Origin of the sequence: Caballeronia sp. GAFFF1 (assembly GCF_023630705.1) — a bacterium.
Classification (GTDB): domain Bacteria; phylum Pseudomonadota; class Gammaproteobacteria; order Burkholderiales; family Burkholderiaceae; genus Caballeronia.
In genome coordinates this window covers 114824-139681 of the sequence record NZ_JALQEM010000040.1, presented here as the reverse complement: position 1 = coordinate 139681, position 24858 = coordinate 114824, and the positions used below count along the sequence as shown (strand labels likewise).

Here is a 24858-nt window from a genome sequence, read left to right as displayed (position 1 = left end):
CACGCGCGGCCGCCGGTTGGCCTTACTGCTTCACTTCTTCGGACCACAGGCCGTACTGCTTGACCGCGTCCGAGCCGATGTTCGACTTGTCGATGAGCATGGTCGGCCACGCATAATTCGCGGGGACGTCCTTCTTCGCGTTGAAGTCCGCGATGAACTGCAACGACTTTGCCGCCATCTTGATGGGGTTCTGCGAGATGGTCGCGTCCTGCTTGCCCGCGCGGATCGCGGAGAGGGCCTGTGCGGTTCCGTCCGCGCCGATCACCATGATGTGCGCCTTATCGTCGAGCGGCTTGTAGCGCCCCGCGTTGTCGATGGCTTTTTCCGCGCCCACGGTGTTGTCGTCGTTGGCGCCGAATACCGCGTCGATCTGCGGATACTTCTGCAGGATGTTGGTCATCGCGTTAAGCGACTTTTCCTGGTCGAATGCGCCTTCCTGGCGAGCCACGACCTTGATGTCCGGATACTTCGCGATCTCGTCGCTGAAGCCCTTCTCGCGATCGGTCGCCGCCGTGGTGCCGACGAGACCGATCAGGTCGACGACGTTGCCCTTCTCCGAGCCGTATCGCTTCTTGAGCTGCTCCGCGATCCACTTCGCCGCCGTCTGGCCGAGCGCGACGTTGTCCGACGCGACGAAGGACGTCACCTTGCCGCCATCCGATCCGCGATCGAGCGTGAAGACGGGAATGTTCATCTGGTTCGCCTTCTCGACGGCCGGGATGATCGCCTTCGAATCGATCGGATTGAGCACGAGCGCCGTCACGCCCTGACTCAGCAGATTGAGCGCATCGTTCACTTGCTGCTGCGCATCGCCGTTCGCGTTGGTCTGCACGAGGTCGAAGTTCTGATCCTTCGCGCCGCGCTCGACGCCGGCCTTGAGGCCCACGAAGAACGCGTTGTTCAACGTCGCGATCGAAAAGCCGATTTTGGGCTTGGCGCCGCTCGCGGCGGCCGCCGCCGGCGCGCTTGCCGGTGCGCTTGCGGGTGCACTCGCCGGCGCGCTCGCGCTTTCGCTGGCGCTCTTGGCGGCACTGCTGCCCGACGATGTGTTTTCGCTCTTGTTGCATCCCGCGAGCGCGGCGGCGCAAAGCAGCAGCGCCCCGGTGGATTTGCCGAACGTTCCCCAACTATCGAATCGTGCAGAACTCCAGGCCATCACTGTCTCCTTTGTATGAGTTGTTCAATGCAGTTTGCTTCAGGTCGTGTCGCGGGGTTTCAATCGTCCTTGCTGCGCTTGCCGTACGTCTTGAATCGTTCCAGCACGTCGTCCATCTGCTCGTGGCTCAAGATAGGCGGCGTGCCCAGTTGCAACGCGAGCAGATATTGCCTCGCGAGCACTTCCACTTCATGCGCGAGCCACACGGCGCGCGCGAGATTCGCGCCGAGCGCGACGACACCGTGATGCGCGAGCAGACACGCGCGTCTTCCTTCCAGTGCGGCGAGCGCGTGGTCCGATAGCGCCTGCGTGCCGAAAAGCGCATACGGCGCGCAGCGTATCGACGCGCCGCCCGCTGCCGCCACCATGTAGTGAACCGCCGGGATATCGCGGCCGTGAATGGCGAGCGCCGTTGCCGCCGTCGAGTGCGTGTGCACCACCGCATGCATGTCCGGGCGCGCACGCAGCAGGTCGCGATGAATGCGCCATTCCGATGAAGGCCGTTGCAAGCGAAGCACGTCATCGTCGTCGCGCACGTCGAGCGGCAGATACACGATGCTCGCGGCGTCCAGCTCGCGTGCCGCAATGCCGCTCGGTGTGATCAGCAAGCCGTCGCGCAGACGCGCGCTGACATTGCCCGACGTGCCCTGGTTGATGCCGAGGCGTTCCATTTCGAGCGCCGTCTCCACGATGCCCCGGCGCAGCGTGCCCTCATCCGTCGCGTTCATGCCGCGTTGCCTTCGGCGGCAAAGAGGTTCCTGAGCGAACGCTCGAACGGCGCTTCCACGATGCCCCGTTCCGTGATGAAGCCGGTGACGAGGGCGTGCGGCGTCACATCGAATGCGGGATTGCGCGCCTTGATGTTGTCAGGCGCGATCCGCTGCCCGGCGAGATGCGTGACCTCGGTTCCCGAGCGCTCCTCGATCTCGATGCGCTCGCCCGTCGCCGTCGAGAAATCCAGCGTCGAAGAAGGACACGCGACATAGAACGGTATGCCGTAATGGCGCGCGGCGATCGCGAGCCCCAGCGTGCCGATCTTGTTCGCGAAGTCGCCGTTCGCGGCCACGCGGTCCGTCCCGACGATCACGAGATTCACCAGACCCTGCGACATGATTGAAGCCGCCGCGCCATCCATGATGAGCGTCACGTCGACGCCCGCCTGTTGCAACTCGAACGCCGTGAGGCGGGCGCCTTGCAGCAAGGGCCGGGTTTCATCGGCAAAGACGTTGAATGCGACGCCCGCGCGATGCGCCGCGTAAATCGGCGCCGTCGCCGTTCCGAGACCGGTTGTCGCGAGCGCGCCTGCATTGCAGTGCGTGAGCACGCCGCTGCCCGGCCGGATGAGGGACATGCCATGCACGCCGATGCCTTCGCATAGCGCGATGTCTTCCTCGTGGATGCGCTTCGCTTCGTCGACGAGCACGTCGTAGAGCGCCGCGCCATCCTGCGCGTCGCATTCGCGCGCGCGCCGCACCATGCGCCTCAGGCTCCAGCTCAGATTGACAGCCGTGGGACGCGCGCTGTCGAGCCACGCGGCGCGCCGTTCCAGTTCCGCCCGGAACCGCGCCACGGGCAACGCGCGCGCATCCTGCATCGCGACGCATAGCCCATATGCCGCCGCCACGCCGATGGCAGGCGCGCCGCGCACGCGCAGTTCGTGGATGGCACGCCACACGGCGGCGGCATCGGCGACATGCTCCACGACGATCTCGTGCGGCAGGCGCGTCTGGTTCAGCAGCAGCAGTTTGCCGTCACGCCACTCGATGGTGGGCGCGAGCGCAGGAAACAAGGGCTGCGAATTCATTCATGCTCCAGTCAGCGTTGTTCGACGGCCTCGCGCTGCATGTCGCGCGCGAGCAGGGTGACATCTTCGATGCCGGTCAGAGCGGCGCGCTGCACGAGCAGCGCTTCGGCGCAGCGCAGGCAGCGCACTTCGATCTGCGCGCGCACTTCGGCGTCGGGAATGCGCGTGATTTCCGCAACTTTCGCCATGCCGACGATGCGCCGGATCATCTTGCAGCCCGCGAAGCCCAGCGTGTCCGCCAGAAGCCGCCGCATGAAGTGCGCGCGGTATGCCTCGGCCGCGCGGCTATCCGCCGATCCGCCGATAAAGGGCCGGCCGCTTCGGCTTTCGTGATCGCGCCAGAGCGCGAGGAACTTCGCGCTGAAGCCGTTCCAGATGCGCGCCGTCTGGTCGAGAAGCCATTCCTGATACGCGCCGGGTTCACCGCCATCGAGGCGGCCGTGATAATCGCGCGAGAAGTAAGCGAGCAGCAGGTTCGCGATCAGCGCGCCGATGTCGAAGCCCATCGGCCCGTAGAAGGCGAATTCCGGGTCGATGACATAGGTCTCGCGTTCATTGACCATGATCGAGCCGGTGTGCAGATCGCCATGCAGCAGCGTTTCCGCATGATTCATGAAGGCCCATTTCATGTCGGCGGCGGCCAGGCGCAACGCATCGTCGGTGCGCAGGCGCTCCAGCGCGGACTTCGGCAACGCCGCGCTGTAGACGTTGGACGGATGGTCTTCGAACGGAAACGTGAAGACGAGATCTTCGGTGATCTTGCACAACTCCGCGTTCACGGCGGCGCCCACGGCCTGCTTCTTGATGTCGGGCGCGAGATAGAGATCGGAGCCGAAGAAAAGCGTCTGCGCGAGATACGTCGACAGATGCTCGGCCATGAGCGGATACCTCACGCCGTCCATGAGCCCGTGCCGCAAAATGCGATGCGACGAGAGATGCTGCATGACCATCAGGAAGCGCTTGCCGTCGGCGTGAAAGACCTGCGGCACATGCTGCGGACACAACGCGCCGAAGCGCCGCAACGCCGCGACCTCATGGTCCATGCGCTGGCAGGACAGCGGCCAGTTCTTGCCGACGAGCCGCAGAAACGGCGGCGCCTGCTTCACGACGACGCTGCGCTCGCGCGCCTTCGCATTGGTCACGAAGTACACGAAGTTGAGATTGCCGTCCCCCACTTCGACGATCTCGAGATCATCGGGATCGCCCAGCCGCGCGCGCACTTCGGGGATGCCGCCGAGGTAATCGGCAAGTGCGGCTGCGGTAAATGCTTCGAACTCCATCGGTGTCTCCTCCGATGTGTTGAGCGCGCGAGTCAGCGGAACGCTTCAGCGACGTTTGCGCACCAGGTCGAACTTGAAGATGCTCGTGTTGTAGTAGTCGTTGCTATAGCAAAGCGGCTCGCCGCTCTGATCGAAATCTACTTCGTCCAGCAGCAGAAACAGGCCGAAGCCATCGCCCAGTTCCGGCAGATCGCGCGGCGTGAGGATGGTCGGCTGTATCGACGTATGCGTGTGGGACAAACGGCGCCCGGTACGCGCGAACATGCCGAACAGCGATTCACCCAGCTCCCCGTCCGCGGCATCGAACAACGTCTTCGGAATGGTGTCGATGCAGTACGCGGCAATGGCGTCGTCCGCGCGGCGCACGCGCTCGATGCGTACGCATTCGTCGCCTGCCTCGATACCCAGCTTTTCCGCAAGACTCTCCGATGCCCCGACGATGTCCATGCGGATGCGGCTCGTCGACGGCACCGCACCGACACTTTTGATCATGTCGGTCACGGACATCAGATCATCCAGCCCGCCTTGCAGCTTGAGCGAAATTTGTCTGATGAACGTCCCCCTGCCTTGCACGCGTTCGAGCAGTCCATGCGAGATCATTTGCGCGACTGCTTCGCGCAGACTCGAACGCCCCACGCCGAGCAACTCGCATAGCTCGATTTCCGTCGGAATCTGGTCGCCGGGCTTGAGCTTGCGCTCGCGGATCATCGTGAGAAGCGACTCCTGTATCTTGTCGCTCATCGAACGCTCGACGCTTAAACGCATGGGGCTCCCGCAGGTGTCATGAGGTCAAATATACATCAGACGTCTGATGTTCTTGTCGGGATTTTCCCTTAGCCGCATGCGTTCGTCTACTTGAGCGACATTCCGCGCCTGCAGCATTTTTAGTAACGCAATCCCGCCAGCGCTGGCGCATGCGCTCGTCGCATTGCAATAACGCTTATCGCGTCGCAGGAAAAAAGTGCGGTGCAACGCACCCGGCATGGGACACCGGCCAATGCTTGCGTGTGTAGAATGAGCCGTCCTGAAGTACGGCTCCGCATGCGCCATGAACGAGCGCCCGGAAAGAGAGCCGATCGAAAGGCAACCCCAAGGAGACGGCAATGTGGTTTGTCGGCAAGAGCGAACTGCTTTCACTCATCCAGCGCAATTGCCTCGACGAGGTAATGCCCGCGTTCAGCGATCACCGGACGCTGCGCAAGAACACCATCGTGTATCGCCCCGATGAGTCGAGCGAGCACGTCTATCTGCTCAAGAGCGGCAGCGTCAGGCTATACCGGCTGACCGAGGACGGTCAGGAGATCACACTGGCGTTCGTGAAGGCCGGCATGATTTTCGGCGATGGCGACGTGCTGAATCAGGCGAACTATTCGCATCACGCACAGACGCTCGCGCCGAGCATGGTCTGCTTTATCCGCAAGCAGGATTTCAAGGACCTGCTCGCGCGCTACGACGTCATCAACCAGTTCGTGCTGCGCAACCACTATCTACGCTGGCAGGAAGCGCAGCAGTTGATCGAGAATCTTTCGCTGCATGACGTGCGCAAGCGGCTCACCAACATCCTCGTGATGTTCTCGGGACAAGTGGGCATCGCCTGCGATTACGCCGAACAGGGCGATGCGATTCTCATCGACTTGCCGATTGCGCAGGACAAGCTCGCGGAATTCATCGGCACGTCGCGCGAATCGGTGAACCGGCATATCAGCGATCTCAAGGCCGAAGGTCTGGTCGACATGCGCGAACGCAAGATCGTGCTGACGCCCGCGTTCGTCTCGCGCTTCATCGGCAGAACACACGCGCTCGCGACGGCTTAGGCGATATTCGCGAGCGCCCGCTTGACGGCGGCCACGCCGCTTTGCGGACTCGAAAGCACCGGCACGGCCAGCGAGCCGAGCGCGGGCACGAGGCGTGCCATCGACACTTGCGCCAGCACGATCACGTCGACCCGATCGGCCAGTTCGATGATCGCGCGTTTCAAGATGTCGTCGTGCCGGCCCGCGTCCCCCGCGAGCAGCGCCTCAAATGCGCCTTGCGCGATGCATTCGGTCACGTCGACCCGCCGTCCATGCTCCGCCGCCTTGCTTCGAATGAGACGGACAGTGGGTTCGAGCGTGGTCGACACCGTCGCGACGACGCCGACACGCGCGCCGAGCGCGCTCGCTTCTTCCGCCATCGACTCATCCACTTTGACAATGGGCGTGCGAATGAGGCCGCGAAGCAGATCCGCCGCTTCGCCGACCGACGAGCATGCGTTCAGAATGATGTCCGCGCCCATGCCCTGCGCGCTCGACATGTACGCATAGAGACGCGCGGTCACTTCGGGAGTCAGGCGTCCTGCCGCGCGCACATCGGCAAGCAGGCTGTCGTCCACGATGTTGATGACGCGATTGCCCGGCAACTGCTCTGCGAACTGCGCCTTGAGAGGCTCGACGGTAACGGGTCCGGTATGCACTACGACGATCTTTGCCATGCTTCGCTCTAACGTTTGAATGAGTGAATGTCAGGCAGTGGCAAGCGCCATCACCTTCTCTTGAGTGGCTTCCTCGCGGCGCAATTCGCCGCTGATGCGCCCTTCGCGCACGGTCAGAATGCGATCGCTCACGGCGAGAACCTCCAGCAGGTCCGACGAAATCACGATCACGCCGATGCCCTGCGACGCGAGCCGCGCAATGAGGGCGTGCACTTCCGCCTTGGCGCCGATATCGATGCCGCGCGTGGGCTCATCGACGATCAGCACCCTGGGCTGGCGCGCGACCCACTTCGCAATGACGATCTTCTGTTGATTACCGCCGCTCAGGTTCACCACTTTCTGCTCGACGCCCGGCGTCTTGATGCCGAGCATACGCACGTACTCCGCGCAACTGGACCGCTCGCGCGCGTGCTGCACGAACTGGAACGGCGAATAGCGCGAGAGATGCGTGAGGCTGAAGTTCTCGCGCACGCTCATGCCAAGCACGAGGCCTTGCGCCTTGCGGTCCTCGGTGACGAAGCCGATGCCCGCGCGAATCGCATCATGCGGGTTGCGTATCGCGACCGGCTCGCCCTCCATCAGGATCGAGCCGGTCGACGGACGCATGCCGAAGATCATCTCCATGATCTCAGTGCGTCCCGAGCCGACGAGCCCCGCGATGCCGAGCACTTCGCCGCGATGCAGTGTGAAACTAATATCGCGTATGCGCGCATCGGCGGACTTGCTCTGCTTGAGCGAAAGATCGCGCACTTCGAGCACAGGATGGCCGGTCGCGTGCGATTGCGGCTCCCCATAGAGTTCGCTCAACTCGCGGTCGACCATCTGACGCACGAGCGTTTCACGCGTCACGCGCTCGATCGGCATGGTGCTGACCGTGCGGCCGTCGCGCAGCACGGTCACGCGATCCGCGAGTTCGAAGACCTCTTCGAGCCGATGCGAGATGTAGACGACAGCAATGCCCCGCTCGCGCAACCGTTTGACGAGTCCTACCAGCACGCTGGTCTCGTGATGACTGAGCGATGCGGTCGGCTCGTCCATGACGATGACCTTCGACTGCGCGGACAGCGCCTTCGCGATTTCGATCATCTGCCGCTGCCCGACGCTCAGTTCGCTCACGCGCGTCGCCGGATCGACGTCCATGTCGATCATCTGCAGCACCTCGCGCGCTTCGCGATGCATGCGCGCGCGATCGATGAAGCCGAAGCGCGTGAGCGGCTCCTTCGCCAGAAAGATGTTCTCGCCGACCGTCAGATTTTCGACGACCGCCAGCTCCTGATAGATGGTGTTGATGCCGAGCGCGCGCGCATGATTGCTGTTGGCGATCGTCACTTCGCGACCTTCGACGAGGATGACGCCGCCGGGATCGGGCGCATACACACCTGTCAGCACCTTCATGAGCGTGCTCTTGCCTGCGCCGTTTTCGCCGGCGAGCGCGAGCACTTCGCCCCTGTAGATTGCGAGGTCGACGTGATCGAGCGCCTTCACGCCGGGAAACGTTCTGGAGATGCCGCGCATCTCCAGAAAGGGCTTCGTACGGTCGCCGGCGGGCGTCATTTGGTGTAGCTGCCGATGTTTTCCTTCGTCACCACCGTGACGCCCGTGTCGATGTCCTTCTCCTGCGTTTCCTTGCCCTGGATCTGCGCGACGAGATGCTGAACCGCGAGCGAACCCATCGTCACCGGACGCTGCACCATGATGCCCTGAATGTAGCCATCTCTCAGGCCCTTGAGCGTATCCGGGAGGTCGTCGAAGGCGAGCACTTCGAGCTTGCCTTTCATCGCGCCGAATTCCTTCGTATTGAGCACCTTCGCCACCGCCGGGCCGCCGACCTGACTCACGCCGAAGATGCCGTTCAGATTCGGATGCGCGCGCAGCGTCGTCTCCACGACCGACACGCCACGCGCAAGGTCGTCGTCCGTGCCCTGCGTCTCGACGATCTTGATACCGGGGTACTTCGCGAGACCCTTCTTGATGCCGGCGATGCGCTCGTTGAGATTCACCGCGCCGAGCTGGCCCGTCACGATCGCGACCTCGCCCTTGCCGTTCAACGCACGGCCCATCGTGTCGGCCATCGTCTCGCCTGCCTGCACGTTGTTCGTGCCGATGTACATCGAGCGGCCGCTCTTCGGCGAATCCGAATCGTAGGTCAACACCTTAACGCCGCTTTGCGCGGCCCGCTTGATGACGCCTTCCACCGACTTGGGCTCGTTCACGGAAATGGCGATGCCATCGACGTGACGCGAGATGAGGTCTTCGATGATCTGCACTTGCGTCGAGCCCTGCGTGTTTTGCGGCACGACCCATTGATACTTGACGCCGGCCTTGTCCGCGGCGGACTGCGCGCCCTTGTTGCAGTCGTCGAAGAACGGCACCGCGACCTTGGGAATCACGGCGACCGATATGTCCTTCCCTTCTTTTGCGTGCGCAGCGCTGCCGAGCGTGGCGCAAAGCGCGAGCGTCAAGCCCGCGATGATCCTTGGCGTGGTCTTCATGCTTCGTCTCCCGTTCTGGTTTCTGTCGATCAGGCTCGAATCAGGGCCCTTTGCGGCGCACGCGCCATATGTCGATGCTCACCGCAATCAGGATCACGCAGCCGGTAATGGCCTGCTGCGCATAGGTATCAATGTTGAGGAGCACCACGCCGTTGGTGATGATCCCGGCGAGCGCCGCGCCGATGATTGCGCCTTCGACGCTGCCGGCGCCGCCCGAAAGACTCGCGCCGCCGATGGCCGCCGCCGCGATTACATCCAGTTCCGCCCCGAACCCCGACGCCGGCTCCGCCGACACGAAGCGCGAGAACGCGATGACGCCCGCCATCGACGCGATCAGTCCGGACAGCACGTACACCGCGAATTTCACGCGGGCGGTGCGCACGCCGGACAACCGCGCGGCCACTTCGTTGCCGCCCGTCGCGTAGACGTGACGGCCGAAGCGCGTCTGACGCATGACGACGGAGAATACGCCGGTCATGGCGAGCAGGATGACGACCGGAAACGGCACGAAGCCGATATACCCCTGTCCGATGAACGTGAAGGCATCCGGCACGTCCGGCGTGACCGGCACGCCCTTGGTGATGATGTACATGAGCCCTCGCCCGATCGACAAGGTGCCGAGCGTCGCGATGAAGGGCGGCAACTGTATCCACGTGATCATCAGGCCGTTGAAGCCGCCGACGATCACGCCGACCGCGAGCCCCGACAGAATTGCGGCGAGCGCCGTCATGCCGTGCTGGAAGGCGAGCGCCGTCACGAGCGACGACAGGCCCATGACGGAGCCGACAGAGAGATCGATGCCGCCCGTGATGATGACGAGCATCATGCCGATGGACATGAGCGCCACGAGCGAGAACGAGCGGAACACGCCCATCAGGTTGTTGGTGGTGAGAAAGTACGGCGAGAACGCGCTGATCAGGATTCCGACCAGCAACACCACGGAGAGTACATTCAGCTCGCGGATGCGCAGACAGGCACGCAGCAGTGCCACGCCGCGAGATGACTGCTGCGGCTTGTCCGACGCTTTGTTCGACGATAGTGCGCTCACCGATCGCTCCTCCGTTCAGGCTGAGGCCGATCATAGGCGCGATGCAAACGGCAAATCTGTGACGCGCGTCATAGTCGGGCATCGGGGATGACCCGTAGAACAACTCGCGCGCCGCTATGACGCGCGTCACAGAAATGGAACGCTAAGAAGGGCTACGATGCGCGGACACACTTATCGATTTCAAAGGAGCGCAGCATGACGAAGCGAGTGATTGTGACCGGCGGTAGCGGCCTGGCCGGCAAGTGGGTGGTGGAAGATCTGGTCGCGCACGGTTACGAAGTGCTGAACGTGGACCGCGTGCCCATGGCGAGGGGCACCGCTCGCACGCTCATCACCGACATCACCGACGCGGGGCAGGTCTTCAACGCGCTCGCATCCACGACGACGCCGAAGGAGTTCGACGATGACATCGAGCCGAAGCCGATCGACGCCATCGTGCATTTCGCGGCAATTCCGCGCATTCTGGTCACGACCGACAATGAAGTCTTTCGCATCAACGTCATGGGCACCTACAACGTGCTCGATGCGGCGTCGAAACTCGGCATCAAGAAGGTGATCGTCGCATCGAGCGAGACGACATACGGCGTGGTGTTCGCGCACCGGCATCGCGACCCGGTGTATTTCCCGCTGGACGAAGAGTATCCCGTGGATCCGATGGACAGCTATGCCACCTCGAAGGTCATCAACGAAGTCACGGCGAAAGCGTTTCACGCCCGCACGGGCGCGGATATCTACTGCTTTCGCATCGGCAACGTGCTCGATCCCGCCGATTACCAGAAATTCCCGGCGTGGCTCGAAAACCCCGCGTTGAGAAAGCGCATCGCGTGGAGTTACATCGACGGACGCGACCTCGCGACGGCAGCGCGCCTCGCCATCGAGAAGGACGGTCTGGGGTTCCAGGTGATGAACGTCGCCGCCGACGACGTCTCGTCCGATCTGCCCACCGCTGAATTGCTGAAGCGCTTCTATCCAAACGTGCCGGTGAAGAAGCAGTTGGCGGAATCCGAAACCCTGCTCAGCAACGAGAAGCTCAAGCGCTTGCTCGGCTGGCAACAGGCCTACAAGTGGCGCGAGCAGGTGGCGAAGTAAAGCGCGCGCGGAGGAGCGGAGCGCGGGTGATTGCCTTGCGCTCCGCAGCCTCGGGGTTGCTTGTTTCGGATAGCGCTGGCATTCGTTCAGCGCGATGCAGCCCTTGTCGATTCAGTCCGGATGCTCATTGAATAGGCCGGAACGCATTTCCTCGCCTGACTCGGCCGTTCCGGCGCATATGCCATTCATCCAGCGAAACGCGGCTCGGGAAGACCTCGCACGCCGAGTCCGGTCACAGCGAACAATCCGCCTTTGTCCTGCTCTTTCTGCGGAATGCCCCACATGGGCCGGCCCATGGTCGATACGTAGAGCGTGTCGAGGTTCGGACCGCCGAACATCACGCTCGTCAGATTGCGCACCGGAAACGGCACCACGCGATCGAGCTTTCCATCCGGCGAGAAGCGCAGGATGCGTCCTCCGAACACCAGCGCCGACCAGATATATCCCTCCTCGTCGACAGTCGCGCCATCGAAGGTTCCCGCCATGTTCCGCGCCGATGCGAAAAGCCGCTTGTTCGAAATGCCGCCCGTTTCGATATCGTAGTCGTAGGCGTACATTTCCTTGCTGTAGGTATCCGTGAAATAGAACGTGCGATTATCGGGACTCCAGCACGGACCGTTCGAACAGGTGATTCCGCTGTCGAGCCGCGTCACCCGCCCGTCGGCATCGAGCCGGTACAACGCGCCGCTGCGCGTCGAACGCTGGCCGCGATCCGCGAAATAGCGGTCGAAGTCATAGGCCATCGTGCCCGCGACGAAGCGGCCGCGCCGATCCACCTTGCCGTCGTTGAAGCGCGTCTCGGGATCGTCGGATTCGGGATCGGCGATGAACTCGACGGTCTGCGACTCGAAGTCGTAGAAATGCAGACCGTTGGCGAGCGCCACCACGGCGCCGCCCTTTTCGCGCAACGCCATCGAGCCGATATGATGCGGCACGAAGTAACGCGTGACCTCGCTTCCATCCGCGCGGCAACTGTAGATTTCGGCTGCCGTGCTGTCGATCCAGTAGAGCCGATCTTGCTGCACATCCCAGAGCGGTCCCTCGCCCAGGTGATTATTGGCATCGACCAGCAAGCGTACTTCGGGCATCGTCGTCTCCTTGATGGGTTCGTTCTGTCAGTCGTTCTTGTTCTTCTCGGCGCGCCGGTGCGCGAGCAGCGCCATCAGACGGCGATCGCGCCACCGGCTGCGCGCCTCGATCTGATCGGCCGGAAGCTGTTCGCGGCGCTGCGCGTGCAGACTGGCGATGGCTTCTTCGGACCACGAAAACGGCACGCGCGTGTCGGCGATGCTGCGATACGTGCCGCCATAGCGCGACGCATAGTCCGCCACGCCGCCGGGCGCGTTCAGGTCGATGGTTTCGAACGGGCCCATGAACGACCAGCGCATGGCGAGCCCGTCGCGCATGACGGTGTCGAGATCGGCGGCGCTCGCGTAGCCTTGCTCGTAGAGGCTCAACGCCTCGTCCAGTACCGCCCCCTGAATGCGGTTCAGCAGGAAGCCCGAGATTTCGCGGTTGACCGTGACGGGGCTCTGCCCCGCTTCCTCGTAGAGGGCGCGCGCGCGTTGCAGCGTCTCTTGCGACGTCCACGGCGTGCCGCAAAGTTCGACGAGCGGCACGAGCGACGGCGGATTGACAGGATGCGCGACGAGGCACCGCGCGCGGCCCTCCAGACCCTCCGTGAACGTCGACGCAGGCAGCCCCGATGTGGAACTGGCAAGCAGCGCTTCGGGCTTCGTCAGACGGTCGAGTTCGGCGAACATAGCGCGCTTCACATCGACGATCTCGGCGATGTTCTCCTGCACCAGATCCGCATTGGCCACCGCTTCGGCAAGCGTATCGCACGCCTCGATGCGCCCGACGATACGGTCCACGCTCTCGTCGATCAGGCCGAAGGAAGCGAGATCCTCGACGCTCTCGCGAATCGCGGGGATCGCGCCCGAAAGCATCTCTCGCGAGGCATCGTGGATTTTCACGGTAAAGCCGCTGCGGGCGAACACGATGGCCCATGCGCGGCCGATCCGCCCCGAACCGATCACTGCTATCTCTCTGGTGCTCATATGTTTCGTTTTCCTTATATTAGGCGCGTTTGTCGCGCAGCGTGATGACGGCAGCCAATACAACCAGTCCGTTGATGATGTCGCGTACCGCCGGCGGAACCGTCGTGCCGGCGAGCAGCGTCCCGAGCGCCGTCAGCAGCAGCGCGCCGCCGAACACGCCGAGATAGTGGCCGCGTCCACCGGTAATGAGCGCGCCTCCCACCACGACGACCGCGATGGACGGCAACAGATACGGGTCGCCCATGCCGAGAAATGCCTGCGAACTGAAGCCGGCGAGCAGCAGCCCGACGAGCGCCGCGCACACGGCAGAGACGCAGTACACGGCGATCAGGACCGCGCCCACGCGCACGCCGGAGAGCTTCGCCGCGATCTGCGAGTTGCCGACTGCATAGATGCGACGCCCGAACGGCGTGCGATGCAAAAGCAATAGCGCGAACGCGAGAAACAGCGGCACGCTCCACGCCGCGAGCGACAGCGGCCCGAGCCGGCCATTGGTGAAGTCGCTGACCGCCGACGGGGCCCAACCTTGCGGCGAGCCGTTGCAGTAGATGAGCGTCAGGCCTTGCAGCAGTCCGTTGGCCGCAAGCGTGACGACGATAGGCGGCAGCCCCAGCATGACGACACCGATGCCGTTGAAAAGACCCACGAGAAGGCCCACGCCCAGCACGACCGGCACGGCCCACGCAGCCGCGCCATTGACGCCGTGCGTGAGACCGGTCAGCAGCACACCGGAGAGCGTGATGAGCCACGGCATCGACAGATCGAGGCCGCCGGTCAGGATGACCGCGCCCTGGCCGAGCCCGAGGATCGCCAGAAACAGCGTGAGCGTGAGCAGGCTGCTATAGAAATTCGCGCTGAAGAGCACGCCCGGCCCGTACACGACACCCGTCACCGCGACGACGCCGATGAAAAGCAGATAGGCGGGCAGCACATACTTCGCCCATTCGCGATTGCGCTCGATCCAGTCGCCGATTGCGCGCCCCTTTAGTTCCGTGTTCTCGATCGGGCGGAAGTCGTTCACCTGGAACGTCACGCGCCGCGCCTGCGCGTCGCTCCTGACGCGCGTTCCGGTGCGCACCGCCTTCAGCCACTGCGCCGCGTGACGCATGGACTCATGCGCCGCAGATTCCTTGCCGATCGACGCACCGAGCACCGCGAGAATGAGGATGACCGCCTCGGCGATCGTCGTGAAGAACGCCGACACGTTCAGCACCAGTAGAATGTTCACGGTAATCATCAGCGTCATCGCGGCGAACACGGTGCCCACACAGCCGCCGCGCCCGCCGCCGAGCAAGGTGCCGCCGAGCACGACGGCAGTGAACATCGACAGCAGCAGCGGACGGCCCACGAGCGGATCGGCGGAACCGGTCTGCGCGGACACGTAGAGCCCCGCGGCCGCGTAGAACATGCCGGCGAGCGCATACGTCGCCATGCGATAGCGCGTCACCGGCATGCCGTTGGCGAACGCGCCGTCGGGATCGCTGCCGAGCGCGTACAGGCCGACGCCGAAGCGCGTGCGCTTCACGAACGCCCAGATCAACAACGCGACGATCAGGACGCCCGCGGACATCGGCAACTTCTCGGGAATCAGATCCGACGTGAGGAATGCGCCGAACTGATCGCCGACACTGCCACCCGGCTTGTTCTGGATGAGGAGCGTCATGCCCTGCACCATGAACATCGTCGCGAGCGTGACGACGATGGATTGCAGGCGGAACCAGGCGATGAGCGCGCCGTTGACGAGCCCGATGCCGCCGCCGATCGCGATGATGAGCGCCGCGCCCATCCATTGTTCGAGCGGCGTGCCTTGGACGAATCGCACTGCAAGCACATTCGCGAGTGAGACGACCGCGGAGGCCGACAGATCGAAGCCGCCGGTCAGCACGACGATGGTCTGTCCGATGGCCGCGAGCGCGAGCGTCGTCGCGCTGGAAATGACCGAGCCGAGGTCGTACATGCCGACCGGCGTCGCGGACAGCGCGACCCACGCGGCCAGCATGGCGAGCAACGCGCCGATCGCGATGATCAGCCCGCGATGATGATCCAGACGCGCGCCCCATCCCGTTCCCGTGCCCGGCTTGACGGTCTCGCTGTCGGGCGACGCAATGGCTACCTTCATGGAAGCACCTCTCAAGTCGAAAGCATCTTGCGCATCACGTTTTCTTCCGTGAGCGCGTCGCCGGAAAGCTCGCCGACATTGCGGCCGCGATACATCACCGACACGCGGTCGCAGACGTTGACGAGCTCGGGGACATCGGTGGAATAGAACAGCACGGAACCGCCCGCCGCCGCGAAAGCGCGCATCAGCACGAAAATCTGATGCTTGGTGCCGACGTCGATGCCGCGCGTCGGATCGAACATGAGCCACACGCGGCTTTGCGTGAGCAGCCATTTCGCCATCGCGATCTTCTGCTGGTTGCCGCCGGAAAACGACAGACAGGGCTTGTAGAGCGCGCGCGGGTTGACTTCCATCTGCGCGAGCGACGTGCGGATGGCGGCCTGCTCCCGCTTGCGGTCAATCAGTCCGAATCGCGAATAACGCCCGATCACCGGCAGGGACACGTTGTCGCCGCCGGCCAGGCGGAGGAACAGGCCTTCGGTCTTGCGATCCTCCGGCAGAAAGCTCGTCGAAACGCCCGCCTTGAGCGAATCGGCGGTCGATGTGAGCGTGACCGGCTTGCCGTCGATGAGGATTTGCCCGTCGTCGACATACGTCGCGCCGAACAGCGCTTCGAACAGCTCGCGCTGCCCCATTCCCTGCAACGCGGCAATGCCGTGCACCTCGCCAGGCTTGAGCACGAGATCGAAGTCGGTCACCACGCCGTCCACGCGCACGCCGCGCGCCTCCATCGCAGGCGGCTTCGGCGCCGCTTCGCGCAGCGCGGGCGGCTCGATCTTCGGCGGATACTTCGCTTCGAGCGATCTGCCGATAACGAGCTTGATTACTTCGTCGTCCGTAATATCGGCGGCATCGAACTCGCCGACATCGCGACCGTTCCGATACACGGTGAGGCTGTCGCAGAACTCGCGCACTTCCTGCATGCGGTGCGAGATGAACACGAAGGTCACGCCCTTCGCCTTCAGTTCATCGATGCGGCGCGACAACCACGCCACGTCCCGCCCGGAAAGCGCGGACGTGGGCTCGTCGAGCAGCAGCACTTGCGGTCCGCGCACGATCGCCTTCGCGATCTCGATCTTCTGTCGCACGGGCAAGGACAGGTCGCGGATATACGCGCCGGGACGCACGTCGGAGAGTTCCAGCTTTTCCAGCCACTCCGACGCCTGCCGCTGCGCTTCGCGCTTCTTGATGCGCCCGAAGAAACCCGTCGGCTCATACGACATCAGCAGGTTCTGCGCGACCGTGAGATCGCGCACCAGCGTCATTTCCTGAAACGCGGTCTGCACGCCCGCCCGATGCGCGTCCTTCGGTCCGCGCATGGCGACCTCCGCGCCCATCACGCGGATGTTGCCTTCGTCCGGCTGCATCAAGCCGGACAACAGCTTGACCGTGGTGGATTTGCCGGCGCCGTTCTCGCCGAGCAGCGCGTGCACCGCGCCGCGCTTCACGCGGAACGACGCACCGTCGAGCGCGACCGTCACGCCGAAACGCTTCGTCACGTTCGATAGATCGATCGCCAGAGATGCGTCGTTCATGGTAAGCGCCTTTAGTCCTGGTTGCCCGTGAGCGCCGCGTTGAAGCCGACTTCCTTCGTGTCCTCGGAATAGATGTCCGCGAACCAGCCCGGCGGCACCTTGTCCGGGCTGAACGCCGTGCAGCCCGCCTTCAGCTCGTCGATGCCGCCCGTCTTGCACAGCTTCGATTGCCCGCTCTCCACGAGCGGCAGCTTCAGCGTGATGTGCTGCGGGAAGTCCTTGCCGTCGAGCTTCGCAACAGCCATCTTGAGCGCCATCGCGCCGGAGTACGGCGGCGCGCCGTACGAGATCGACCGGTAGCCGATCGAGCGATACGCGCCTTGCCCCTTGACCTCGCCCGGCGGCAGCATCTGCACGCGATGGCCGTTCGACGATTCGCCCGCGCAAGGCTTGATCTTGTCGTCCGCGATGCCCGCGTCCAGTTGCATCGACGCCGCCGTGAAGCAGCCGACCTGCATCCACAAGCCGTCGATCTTGTCCCAGCTGTTGGTGGCGAGAATCTTCGACAGTTCGGTCTTCGCCGTCGCCTGGCTCCACATGCCGGTGCCTTCCGCGACGATCTTGATGCCCGGATACTTGGCGAACACGGCCTTCGCGGCTTCGGTGCGCGCGCGGTCCACCGAGGTGCCCGGCACGCCGTTGATCATCACGATGTTGCCCTTGCCGTTGATCGTCTTCGCGAGCCATTCTGCGGTCACGGTGCCGGCCTGATGCTGGTCGATGTTCACGTTGTGCGCGCACGGCTCGGTCACTTCGGCGTCATACGCCGCGACGACCACGCCTTTCGAGCAGGCATTCTTGATCGCGCGATTCAGCGCAGTCGGCGAGATCGGATAAATGATGATGGCCTTCGCGCCCGCCTGCACCATCGAGTTGATCTGCTGAATCTGCTTCTGCGCATCGGTGCCCGCGACCTGCACTTCGAGATCGACCTTGTCCTTGAGCGCCGGCGTGTTCGCCATGGCCTTGACCATGTTCGCGGCTTCCGTCTGCCAGTCGTTGCCGACATAGCTCATCGACAGGAAAATCTTGTATTTGCCCGCTGCGTGCGCGCTTCCCGACATCGCGAGCGCCGTCGCCATCGCGAGTCCGAGCGCTGCCCGGCCCGCATGACGGATCGTATTCGTCCATGCTTTCATGTCTTCCTCCGCTGGTTGTCTTCTTGACTGCTTTCGGACTTACGCCTCTTTCACTACATGCGGCAAGCGCGCGCTCGCCGGCAATGCGATGCCCGCGGTTCCCGGCACGACGTTGGGATCGTGTCCGGGAATCACGAAGTCGGCGATCTGGCGTATGCGCGCGAGCGAGCCCATTTCGGCGAGCGTCTCGTGCACGATGCCGACCGGCACCAGATCGACGATGTTTTCCATGCAGTTCGCGCAATCTCCCGCGATCAGCACGACGCCTTCTTCCGTGTCCACGGCGACGGACTGATGGCCCGGCGTATGACCCGGCGTCGGCACGACGCGCACGCCCGGCACGATATCGGCGACGCCGTGCACGAACTGCCAGCGGAAGTACGCGAGCGGCTCGCGGCCGATCAGAAACTCCTGGTAATAGGTGGCCTGCGTCGGCAGCGGGCGACCCGCGTACTCCCATTCCTGCGCCTGCACGATGAATCGCGCGTTCTTGAAGAGCGTATTGCCGCCCGAGTGGTCGTAGTGCAAATGCGTGTTAATGACGATATCGACCTCGTCCGCGCTCCAGCCGACGTACTCCTTCAGCGCGCGTTCCAGCCTTTCTTCCGGCGCCTGATCGCACGGGCAGACGAAGCTGGAAACCCAGCCCGGATCGTGGATGCCGGTATCCACCACGATCTTCTTGCTCGCCCCGACGATGGCCGTGGACCACACCGGCACCTTGATCTGCTGGCCGAAGTAGCGGCCATAGACTTGCGATGACCGATCGACGGTGAGCCATCCCGTCGGCATCGCGACGACTTTCAGCTTCGCGCTCACGATGCGCTCCCGGTCAGAAGTTAGTGTTGTCCGCGCCCTTCAGTTGAAGCATCTGGCGCGCTTCAGCGGGCGTCGCGATGTCGAGCGACAGCCCTTCGATCACCTGTTTGATCTTGCGCACCTGCGCCGCGCTCGAATCGGCGAGCTTGCCGGGCTCGATCCACAGCGAGTCTTCCAGTCCGACGCGCACGTTGGACCCTTGCGCGACGCCGATGGACCCGAGCGCGATCTGGTTGCGGCCCGCGCCGAGAATCGACCAGACGTAATCGCTGCCGAAGAGGCGATCGGCGGTTCGCTTCATGTGCGCGAGGTCTTCAGGATGCGCGCCGATGCCGCCCAGAAGCCCGAACACGCTCTGCACGAAGAACGGCGGCTTGGCCAACCCGCGATCCACGAAATGCGCGAGGTTGTACAAGTGCGAGATGTCGTAGCACTCGAACTCGAAGCGCGTGCCGTTCGCGCCGCAAGAAGTCAGGATGTATTCGATATCCGCGAACGTGTTCTTGAACACGAGATCGCGGCTGTTCTCGAGATGCTTGCGTTCCCAGTCGTGCTTGAGCTCCTTGAAGCGATCGAGCATCGGATAAAGCCCGAAATTCATCGAGCCCATGTTCAGCGACGCCACCTCCGGCTGAAAGTGATGAGCGGGCTTCAGGCGCTCGGCCACCGTCATGTGCGGGCTGCCGCCGGTCGTCAGGTTGATCACGGCATCCGTTTCCGCCTTGATGCGCGGCAGGAATTCCTGGAACACGGCGGGGTCCTGCGTCGGACGGCCATCGTTCGGATCGCGAGCGTGAAGGTGAATGATCGCGGCGCCTTCCTTGGCGGCGGCGAGCGCGGCATCGCCGATTTCCTGCGGCGTGACCGGCAGATACGGCGACATCGACGGCGTATGAATGGCGCCTGTCGGCGCGCAGGTGATGATGACCTTGCGTTTCGTTGCCATATGATCCTCGTGCGATTAGAGAACTTCGACGTTGCCGCAGACCGAGATAGCCTGTCCCGAGATGCCGCTGCCCGCAGGCGAGCACAGGAAGAGCGCGGTGGCCGCGACTTCTTCCGGCGTCGTCATGCGGCGCAGCGAAATCTTGGCGAGATATTGCTTCTCCATCTCTTCGTAAGAGAGATTGAGCTGCTTCGCGCGCGCGTCGATCACGCGTTCGATGCGCGGGCCCTTCACGATGCCCGGCTGTATCGCATTGACGCGTATGTTGTCGGGACCCAGTTCGATCGCGAGGCTCTTGATCATGCCGACCACGGCCCATTTCGTCGCGGCGTAAGGCGTGCGGAATGCGTAGCCGAGACGCCCCGCCACCGAAGACAGCGCGATAATCGTCCCGCCTTCCCTCGCTTCGCGCAGCAGCGGCACCGCACGGCGCGCGAAGTAAAACTGCGCGTTCAGATTGACATCGACGGTGTCTTCCCACGCCTTGACGTCGATCTCGTCGATGCCGCCCGTCGGTCCGGCAATGCCGGCGTTGTTGACGAGCACGTCGAGCCCGCCGAGCTGGCTTTGCACGTCCGCGAACACGCGCTCCACCGCGTCGCGATCCGATACATCCGCGAGCGTCGCCGTGATCGGATTCAATTCCGCGCCCGCTTCGGCGTGGGCGAGTTCGTCGATGGCTTGCTGGCTCGCATCGCATACGTGAACGCGCGCGCCTGCATCGACGAACGCCCGCGCGATCACGAGCCCGATGCCCGATGCGCCTCCCGTGATGAGCACGCGCAAGCCCGCGTGCGGTTTCAGCATCTGCAGAACCGTCATTGTCCGTGTCCGGTTGTTTTCATTCGTTGTACGAATCTTCGTTCGATTCAGGCCTGCGCCAGATTGCCGCCGCCGTCGTCGCTTTCTTCGTCGCTCGTGGCGCTTTGCAGGCGTTCCTGCAAATCGGCGGCGGCGTCGCCGATGTCCTCCTCGATACCCGCGCGCGCGCCTTCGCCGTCGCCGCGCCACAGCGCCTCGACGATATGACGGTGCGCGTCCATCGAACGGCGCATGTGGGGAATGTCAGGCGCGACGAGGTTGAGAAACGGCCCGATGCGCATCCAGAGGTTCTGGATCGTCGCCTGGGTGATCTCGCTTGCGCCATGCGCGTAGATCGCGCTATGAAATCTGAAGTTGCTGCGCAGGTAGGCGGCCACGTCGCCCGCTTCCACGTGAGCATCCATCTCGTCGAAGATCTCCTGTAACGAAGCGAGATGCGAGCGGCTCATCCGCGAAGCCGCCCGTTTCGCCACCGCGCCTTCGAGCGCGATGCGCACGTCGCGGAGTTCTTCGAGGAGTTCGAGTGTCATCGGCGGGACCATGAGCGCGCGGCCGGGTCCGTCGATCAGCGCGCCTTCCGCCTGCAAGCGGGTGAGCGCGGCGCGCACCGGCATCGTGGAGGAACCGACCGCTTCCGCGACGCTGCGCAGGCTCAGCAACTGCCCGGGCGCAAAGCGTCCGGTCATGATCGCTTCTCTCAACTGCGTGTAGACGCGGCTCGCCATCGTCTCTCGTGCGACCAGTTCGAGTGCCGGTAAGTCCGGTGATGCGCGAGTCGCCACGAGAGAGCCTCCCAAAGGCATGCCGGTTGACGTTGTGATGTGTGATCACACCGCATGGAACGCAGTTTGGGCAGAGTCTCGGGACGAGTCAACTAGGTGAAAACGCCGAGGCGTTTGCATTCTCGTGTTGGGCACTGTCGCAGTCCGTTGCGGCGCATCGCGGGTTATTCAGGGCGAACGCAGTCGGCACAGCGGATGAGCCTACGGGAAAACGCCCGGTTGACCGTCGAAAACGCCTCGCCTACTGTATCGATACACTAAATCGATACAGTCGCGCAGCGGGTGCTCCATGCGCGCAAACTCGTCCGCGCTCACGCGGCAATCAGGAGACACACCATGCATTCGATTTCCCGGCGACGGTTCCTTCAGACGGCCTCGGCAGCGTCGCTCGCGGCGGCGGGCGCGGGCTTTCCCGCCATCGCGCGCGCGCAGCCGGCCGTCGCGCTGCGCTTGTCGTCCTCGATGCCCGCGAACGAAAACGCCGCGCACTACGTCTGGTATCAGAATCTCGCCGCCAACCTGAAGGCGAGCGTGGGCGACCAGATCCGCATCGACTACTTCCCGAACAACCAGCTCGGCAAGGAAAGCGACGTCGTGCAGCAGGTCAAGGTAGGCGCCGTGGACATGATGGTCACCGGCTCGTCGATCTGGGCGACCGTGCTGCCGGAGCTGGGCATGCTCGACCTGGGCTACGTATTCGACAGTTTCGACCATGTCGGCCGCGCGATGGACGGCAGCCCCGGCAAGTCGTTCGACAGCATGCTGCAACAGCGCGCCGGCTGCTCCGTCGTCACATGGGGCTATTCGTTCGGCGGCCGCAATGTCTTTACGAAGAAGCCGACGCAATCGCTCGCGGACATCAAGGGCGTGAAGCTGCGTGTCCTGCCCACGCCGGCATTCATGGAAACCTTCAAGCTGATGGGCGCCGTGCCGACGCCCATTCCCATCGGAGAGCTGTACATGGCCGCGCAGACGGGCGTCGTCGACGGCTTCGAGCACGATTGCGCCACCGTGCTCGCCAGCAAGTACGACGAGGTCGTGAAATCATGCTGGCAAACGCAGCACGTCTTCAGCCCGCTCGTCGTCGTGATGGGCCGGCGCGCACTCGCAAAGATTCCCGAGAACCTGCGTCCCGCGTTCTAGAAGGCCGCGCAGGACGCCACCGCGAAGCAACGCGTCGCGGCCATCCAGACCGCCGCCAGCGCCGAGCAGGAACTGAAAAAGCGCGGCATGACCTTCTACCCGATGTCGCCGGCCGATCGCGACACCGCGCGCAAGGAAATGCAGACGCAGTTGTACGCGAGCTTCGCGAAGCAATATCCCGCGACCGCGCCGCTTTTCACCGCCATCGCCTCGGCCCGGGCCTGAACGGAGGAACGACGCCATGACCACATTCTCCGCGACGCCCGGCCCTGAAGCTACGCTCGCCGCGCCGGACTTCGGTTGCGAGACGCCGCTTGCCCGCGGTCTCGTGCGCCTGATGCAGGGCATCGAATATCTGTGTGCGGCTGTGCTCGCGGCGGACGTGCTCGTGGTGTTTCTGTCCGTGATCTATCGCTACTTCCTGCACGACCCGTTCGACTGGGCCGAGGAAGTCGCCCGCGCGCTGATGATCGTGCTGGTCTTCTTCGGCGCGGCCACCGTGCTCGGGCGAAGCCAGCACGTCGGGGTCGATCTGTTTCGCGGCATGCTGCCGAAGCGCTGGCAACCGTCGCTCGTGCATGCCGGCCATTGGGTGATCGCGGGCGTCGCCGCCAATCTTTGCGTGTCGTCGTGTCTGCTGCTCGTCGATTCATACGGGCAGATGACGCCGAGCGGCCTGCCCGCGTGGATCAACGTGTATCCGCTCGTCGCGGGCAGCCTGTTCATGACGGTGTTCGCCCTCGCCCATGCGTTCAACGGCACGCGCAGACTCGTGCTCGGCACGCTGGTCGGCTGCGCGGCGATTGCGGCGGCAGTGTGTGCGTGGAACGTCCTCGTTCCCGGTCACGCGATGAGGCCCGGCGCGCTGCTCGCCATCGGCTTCATCGGCGGACTCGTGCTCGGCGTGCCGATCGGCTTCGTGCTCGCCTTCTCGGCCCTGCTCTATTTCCTCGCGGAACCGTCGCTGCCGATGCTCGTCTATTCGCAGCAGGTCATGGCCGGCACCGATCATTTCGTACTGCTCGCCATTCCGTTCTTCGTGCTCGCCGGCCTCTTGATGGAAACGAACGGCATGTCGTCGCGCCTGATCGAACTGCTGCTGCGCATGTTCGGGCGGGTACGCGGCGGACTCGGCCTCATCACGATCATGGCGACGGCGTTCTTCTCGGGCGTGTCCGGCTCGAAACTGGCGGATATCGCGGCGGTGGGCGGCGTGGTGATGCCCGCAGTGCGCCAGAGCCGCGAAGACCCGAACGAAGCCGCCGCGCTGCTCGCATGCAGCGCCGTGATGGCGGAGACGATCCCGCCGTGCGTCAACATGATCATCATGGGCTTCGTCGCGAACATTTCTATCGCCGGCCTGTTTCTCGCAGGCGTGGTGCCGGCCGCGGTGCTCGCCGTGGCGCTCGCGATCGTCGCCGTGATCTGCGGCCGGCGCATCAATCTCGCCGATGCCCTGACGCACCCGCGTGCGTGGCTGCCGCTGCTCGGCGGCGCGCTCGTCGCACTGGTCATGATCGCGATGATCGGCAAGGGCGTGACTTCGGGCATCGCGACATCGACGGAAGTGTCGGCGTTCGCCGTGGTCTATGCCCTCGTCGTCGGTTGGCTCGCATTCCGCGAGCTCACGCCGAAATCGATCGCGCGCGTGTTCGTGCGCTCGGCATCGATGGCGAGCAGCATTCTCTTCATCGTGGCGGCGGCATCGAGCGTTTCGTTCGCGCTGACCATCGAGCAGATTCCCGCGCTCGTGTCCGATTCCATGATCGCCTTCGCGCATCAGTATGGCCCGACGATGTTCCTGCTGCTGTCGGTGCTCATCATGATCGTGTTCGGCGCGGTGCTGGAAGGCGCGCCCGCGCTCATCATCTTCGGGCCGCTGCTGACGCCGATCGCGACGCAACTCGGCATCAACCCTCTGCACTTCGGCACCGTGATCGTCGTTGCGATGGGTTTCGGCCTCTTCGCTCCGCCCGTCGGTCTCGGCCTGTTCGCGACCTGCGCGATCACCGGCACGGACATGAAGGCGGTGGCGCGTCCCATGGTCAAATATCTGCTGGTGCTGGGCATCGCACTGGTGGCGCTGGTCCTGGTGCCGTCTTTCTCACTTTGGTTGCCGACCCGGCTCGGCCTGTAGCCGGTAGAAGTCAACGC

Annotated in this window: 21 protein-coding genes and 1 pseudogene; 4 read left to right on the top strand and 18 right to left on the bottom strand. The window is 63.9% G+C overall.

Annotated elements, in window-relative coordinates; all coding sequences use genetic code 11:
* Positions 1-22 precede the first annotated feature (22 nt).
* The 5 genes from NCR37_RS24850 to NCR37_RS24830 are packed head-to-tail and all read right to left on the bottom strand — an operon-like array spanning position 23 to position 4981.
* Positions 23-1156, bottom strand: coding sequence for a sugar ABC transporter substrate-binding protein (locus NCR37_RS24850; protein ID WP_250475463.1), 1134 nt, complete (start codon positions 1154-1156; stop codon positions 23-25).
* Between the two features lie 59 nt (positions 1157-1215).
* Positions 1216-1884 carry a class II aldolase/adducin family protein gene (locus NCR37_RS24845; RefSeq protein WP_250475462.1) on the bottom strand — a complete coding sequence of 223 codons (669 nt, stop codon included), beginning with the start codon at positions 1882-1884 and terminating at the stop codon, positions 1216-1218.
* Entirely contained in the window at positions 1881-2960 is a 1080-nt protein-coding gene (mtnA, locus tag NCR37_RS24840) for an S-methyl-5-thioribose-1-phosphate isomerase (RefSeq protein ID WP_250475461.1), read from the bottom strand. Before mtnA ends, NCR37_RS24845 begins: the two co-directional genes overlap by 4 nt.
* Before the next feature lie 11 nt (positions 2961-2971).
* A complete protein-coding gene (gene mtnK, locus NCR37_RS24835) occupies positions 2972-4240 on the bottom strand; it encodes an S-methyl-5-thioribose kinase (RefSeq protein WP_250475460.1) in 1269 nt (422 codons plus the stop codon).
* A 45-nt stretch (positions 4241-4285) separates the two neighbouring features.
* Entirely contained in the window at positions 4286-4981 is a 696-nt protein-coding gene (locus NCR37_RS24830) for a GntR family transcriptional regulator (protein ID WP_244140150.1), read from the bottom strand.
* A gap of 362 nt (positions 4982-5343) precedes the next feature.
* Between NCR37_RS24830 and NCR37_RS24825 the strand changes: the two genes are divergently transcribed.
* Entirely contained in the window at positions 5344-6054 is a 711-nt protein-coding gene (locus NCR37_RS24825; RefSeq protein WP_250475459.1) for a Crp/Fnr family transcriptional regulator, read from the top strand.
* On the opposite strand, the gene NCR37_RS24820 is transcribed toward NCR37_RS24825, so the two are convergent.
* The 4 genes from NCR37_RS24820 to NCR37_RS24805 are packed head-to-tail and all read right to left on the bottom strand — an operon-like array spanning position 6051 to position 10250.
* Positions 6051-6710 carry an aspartate/glutamate racemase family protein gene (locus NCR37_RS24820; RefSeq protein WP_250475458.1) on the bottom strand — a complete coding sequence of 220 codons (660 nt, stop codon included), beginning with the start codon at positions 6708-6710 and terminating at the stop codon, positions 6051-6053. The genes NCR37_RS24825 and NCR37_RS24820 overlap by 4 nt on opposite strands.
* A 30-nt stretch (positions 6711-6740) precedes the next feature.
* Positions 6741-8264, bottom strand: coding sequence for a sugar ABC transporter ATP-binding protein (locus tag NCR37_RS24815; protein WP_250475457.1), 1524 nt, complete (start codon positions 8262-8264; stop codon positions 6741-6743).
* Complete coding sequence (locus NCR37_RS24810) at positions 8261-9202, bottom strand: sugar-binding protein (protein ID WP_250475456.1); 942 nt, start codon at positions 9200-9202, stop codon at positions 8261-8263. The genes NCR37_RS24815 and NCR37_RS24810 overlap by 4 nt, the downstream gene beginning before the upstream one ends.
* Positions 9203-9242: 40 nt before the next feature.
* Entirely contained in the window at positions 9243-10250 is a 1008-nt protein-coding gene (locus NCR37_RS24805; RefSeq protein ID WP_250475455.1) for an ABC transporter permease, read from the bottom strand.
* Between the two features lie 195 nt (positions 10251-10445).
* On the opposite strand from NCR37_RS24805, the gene NCR37_RS24800 reads away from it, so the two are divergent.
* Positions 10446-11339, top strand: coding sequence for an NAD-dependent epimerase/dehydratase family protein (locus tag NCR37_RS24800; protein ID WP_250475454.1), 894 nt, complete (start codon positions 10446-10448; stop codon positions 11337-11339).
* A gap of 185 nt (positions 11340-11524) precedes the next feature.
* Here the strand turns inward: NCR37_RS24800 and NCR37_RS24795 are convergent, their stop codons facing one another.
* The 9 genes from NCR37_RS24795 to NCR37_RS24755 are packed head-to-tail and all read right to left on the bottom strand — an operon-like array spanning position 11525 to position 21561.
* Positions 11525-12427 carry an SMP-30/gluconolactonase/LRE family protein gene (locus tag NCR37_RS24795; protein WP_250475453.1) on the bottom strand — a complete coding sequence of 301 codons (903 nt, stop codon included), beginning with the start codon at positions 12425-12427 and terminating at the stop codon, positions 11525-11527.
* Positions 12428-12454: 27 nt separating this feature from the next.
* Complete coding sequence (locus NCR37_RS24790) at positions 12455-13399, bottom strand: 3-hydroxyacyl-CoA dehydrogenase (protein WP_250475452.1); 945 nt, start codon at positions 13397-13399, stop codon at positions 12455-12457.
* Positions 13400-13418: 19 nt separating this feature from the next.
* Positions 13419-15518 (bottom strand): ABC transporter permease subunit, encoded by a 2100-nt coding sequence (locus NCR37_RS24785; RefSeq protein ID WP_250475451.1) that lies wholly within the window; start codon positions 15516-15518, stop codon positions 13419-13421.
* Between the two features lie 11 nt (positions 15519-15529).
* A complete protein-coding gene (locus tag NCR37_RS24780) occupies positions 15530-17053 on the bottom strand; it encodes a sugar ABC transporter ATP-binding protein (protein ID WP_250475450.1) in 1524 nt (507 codons plus the stop codon).
* Positions 17054-17064: 11 nt separating this feature from the next.
* The gene (locus NCR37_RS24775) at positions 17065-18192 is read right to left on the bottom strand and encodes a sugar ABC transporter substrate-binding protein (protein ID WP_250475449.1); all 1128 of its coding nucleotides are present in this window, start codon (positions 18190-18192) and stop codon (positions 17065-17067) included.
* 39 nt (positions 18193-18231) lie between these two features.
* Complete coding sequence (locus NCR37_RS24770; RefSeq protein ID WP_250475448.1) at positions 18232-19011, bottom strand: N-acyl homoserine lactonase family protein; 780 nt, start codon at positions 19009-19011, stop codon at positions 18232-18234.
* Between the two features lie 13 nt (positions 19012-19024).
* A complete protein-coding gene (kce, locus tag NCR37_RS24765; protein ID WP_175942647.1) occupies positions 19025-19957 on the bottom strand; it encodes a 3,5-dioxohexanoate:acetyl-CoA acetone transferase in 933 nt (310 codons plus the stop codon).
* Positions 19958-19972: 15 nt separating this feature from the next.
* Complete coding sequence (locus tag NCR37_RS24760) at positions 19973-20779, bottom strand: SDR family oxidoreductase (RefSeq protein ID WP_250475447.1); 807 nt, start codon at positions 20777-20779, stop codon at positions 19973-19975.
* Between the two features lie 47 nt (positions 20780-20826).
* Positions 20827-21561, bottom strand: a complete 735-nt coding sequence (locus NCR37_RS24755) for a GntR family transcriptional regulator (RefSeq protein ID WP_502800588.1) — start codon at positions 21559-21561, stop codon at positions 20827-20829.
* 336 nt (positions 21562-21897) lie between these two features.
* On the opposite strand from NCR37_RS24755, the pseudogene NCR37_RS24750 reads away from it, so the two are divergent.
* Positions 21898-22929, top strand: a pseudogene (locus NCR37_RS24750) (TRAP transporter substrate-binding protein).
* 16 nt (positions 22930-22945) lie between these two features.
* Entirely contained in the window at positions 22946-24841 is a 1896-nt protein-coding gene (locus NCR37_RS24745) for a TRAP transporter large permease (RefSeq protein WP_250475446.1), read from the top strand.
* Positions 24842-24858 lie beyond the last annotated feature (17 nt).

Bases quoted from the DNA above. Each gene is read 5' to 3' on its own strand.
- NCR37_RS24825 (WP_250475459.1), top strand. From the start codon at position 5,344: ATGTGGTTTGTCGGCAAGAGCGAACTGCTTTCACTCATCCAGCGCAAT.
- NCR37_RS24845 (WP_250475462.1), bottom strand. From the start codon at position 1,884: ATGAACGCGACGGATGAGGGCACGCTGCGCCGGGGCATCGTGGAGACG.
- NCR37_RS24760 (WP_250475447.1), bottom strand. From the start codon at position 20,779: ATGACGGTTCTGCAGATGCTGAAACCGCACGCGGGCTTGCGCGTGCTC.
- NCR37_RS24820 (WP_250475458.1), bottom strand. From the start codon at position 6,710: ATGGCAAAGATCGTCGTAGTGCATACCGGACCCGTTACCGTCGAGCCT.
- NCR37_RS24785 (WP_250475451.1), bottom strand. From the start codon at position 15,518: ATGAAGGTAGCCATTGCGTCGCCCGACAGCGAGACCGTCAAGCCGGGC.
- NCR37_RS24795 (WP_250475453.1), bottom strand. From the start codon at position 12,427: ATGCCCGAAGTACGCTTGCTGGTCGATGCCAATAATCACCTGGGCGAG.
- kce (WP_175942647.1), bottom strand. From the start codon at position 19,957: ATGGCAACGAAACGCAAGGTCATCATCACCTGCGCGCCGACAGGCGCC.
- NCR37_RS24775 (WP_250475449.1), bottom strand. From the start codon at position 18,192: ATGAAAGCATGGACGAATACGATCCGTCATGCGGGCCGGGCAGCGCTC.
- NCR37_RS24830 (WP_244140150.1), bottom strand. From the start codon at position 4,981: ATGAGCGACAAGATACAGGAGTCGCTTCTCACGATGATCCGCGAGCGC.
- mtnA (WP_250475461.1), bottom strand. From the start codon at position 2,960: ATGAATTCGCAGCCCTTGTTTCCTGCGCTCGCGCCCACCATCGAGTGG.
- NCR37_RS24815 (WP_250475457.1), bottom strand. From the start codon at position 8,264: ATGACGCCCGCCGGCGACCGTACGAAGCCCTTTCTGGAGATGCGCGGC.
- NCR37_RS24850 (WP_250475463.1), bottom strand. From the start codon at position 1,156: ATGGCCTGGAGTTCTGCACGATTCGATAGTTGGGGAACGTTCGGCAAA.
- NCR37_RS24790 (WP_250475452.1), bottom strand. From the start codon at position 13,399: ATGAGCACCAGAGAGATAGCAGTGATCGGTTCGGGGCGGATCGGCCGC.
- NCR37_RS24745 (WP_250475446.1), top strand. From the start codon at position 22,946: ATGACCACATTCTCCGCGACGCCCGGCCCTGAAGCTACGCTCGCCGCG.
- NCR37_RS24800 (WP_250475454.1), top strand. From the start codon at position 10,446: ATGACGAAGCGAGTGATTGTGACCGGCGGTAGCGGCCTGGCCGGCAAG.
- NCR37_RS24810 (WP_250475456.1), bottom strand. From the start codon at position 9,202: ATGAAGACCACGCCAAGGATCATCGCGGGCTTGACGCTCGCGCTTTGC.
- NCR37_RS24780 (WP_250475450.1), bottom strand. From the start codon at position 17,053: ATGAACGACGCATCTCTGGCGATCGATCTATCGAACGTGACGAAGCGT.
- mtnK (WP_250475460.1), bottom strand. From the start codon at position 4,240: ATGGAGTTCGAAGCATTTACCGCAGCCGCACTTGCCGATTACCTCGGC.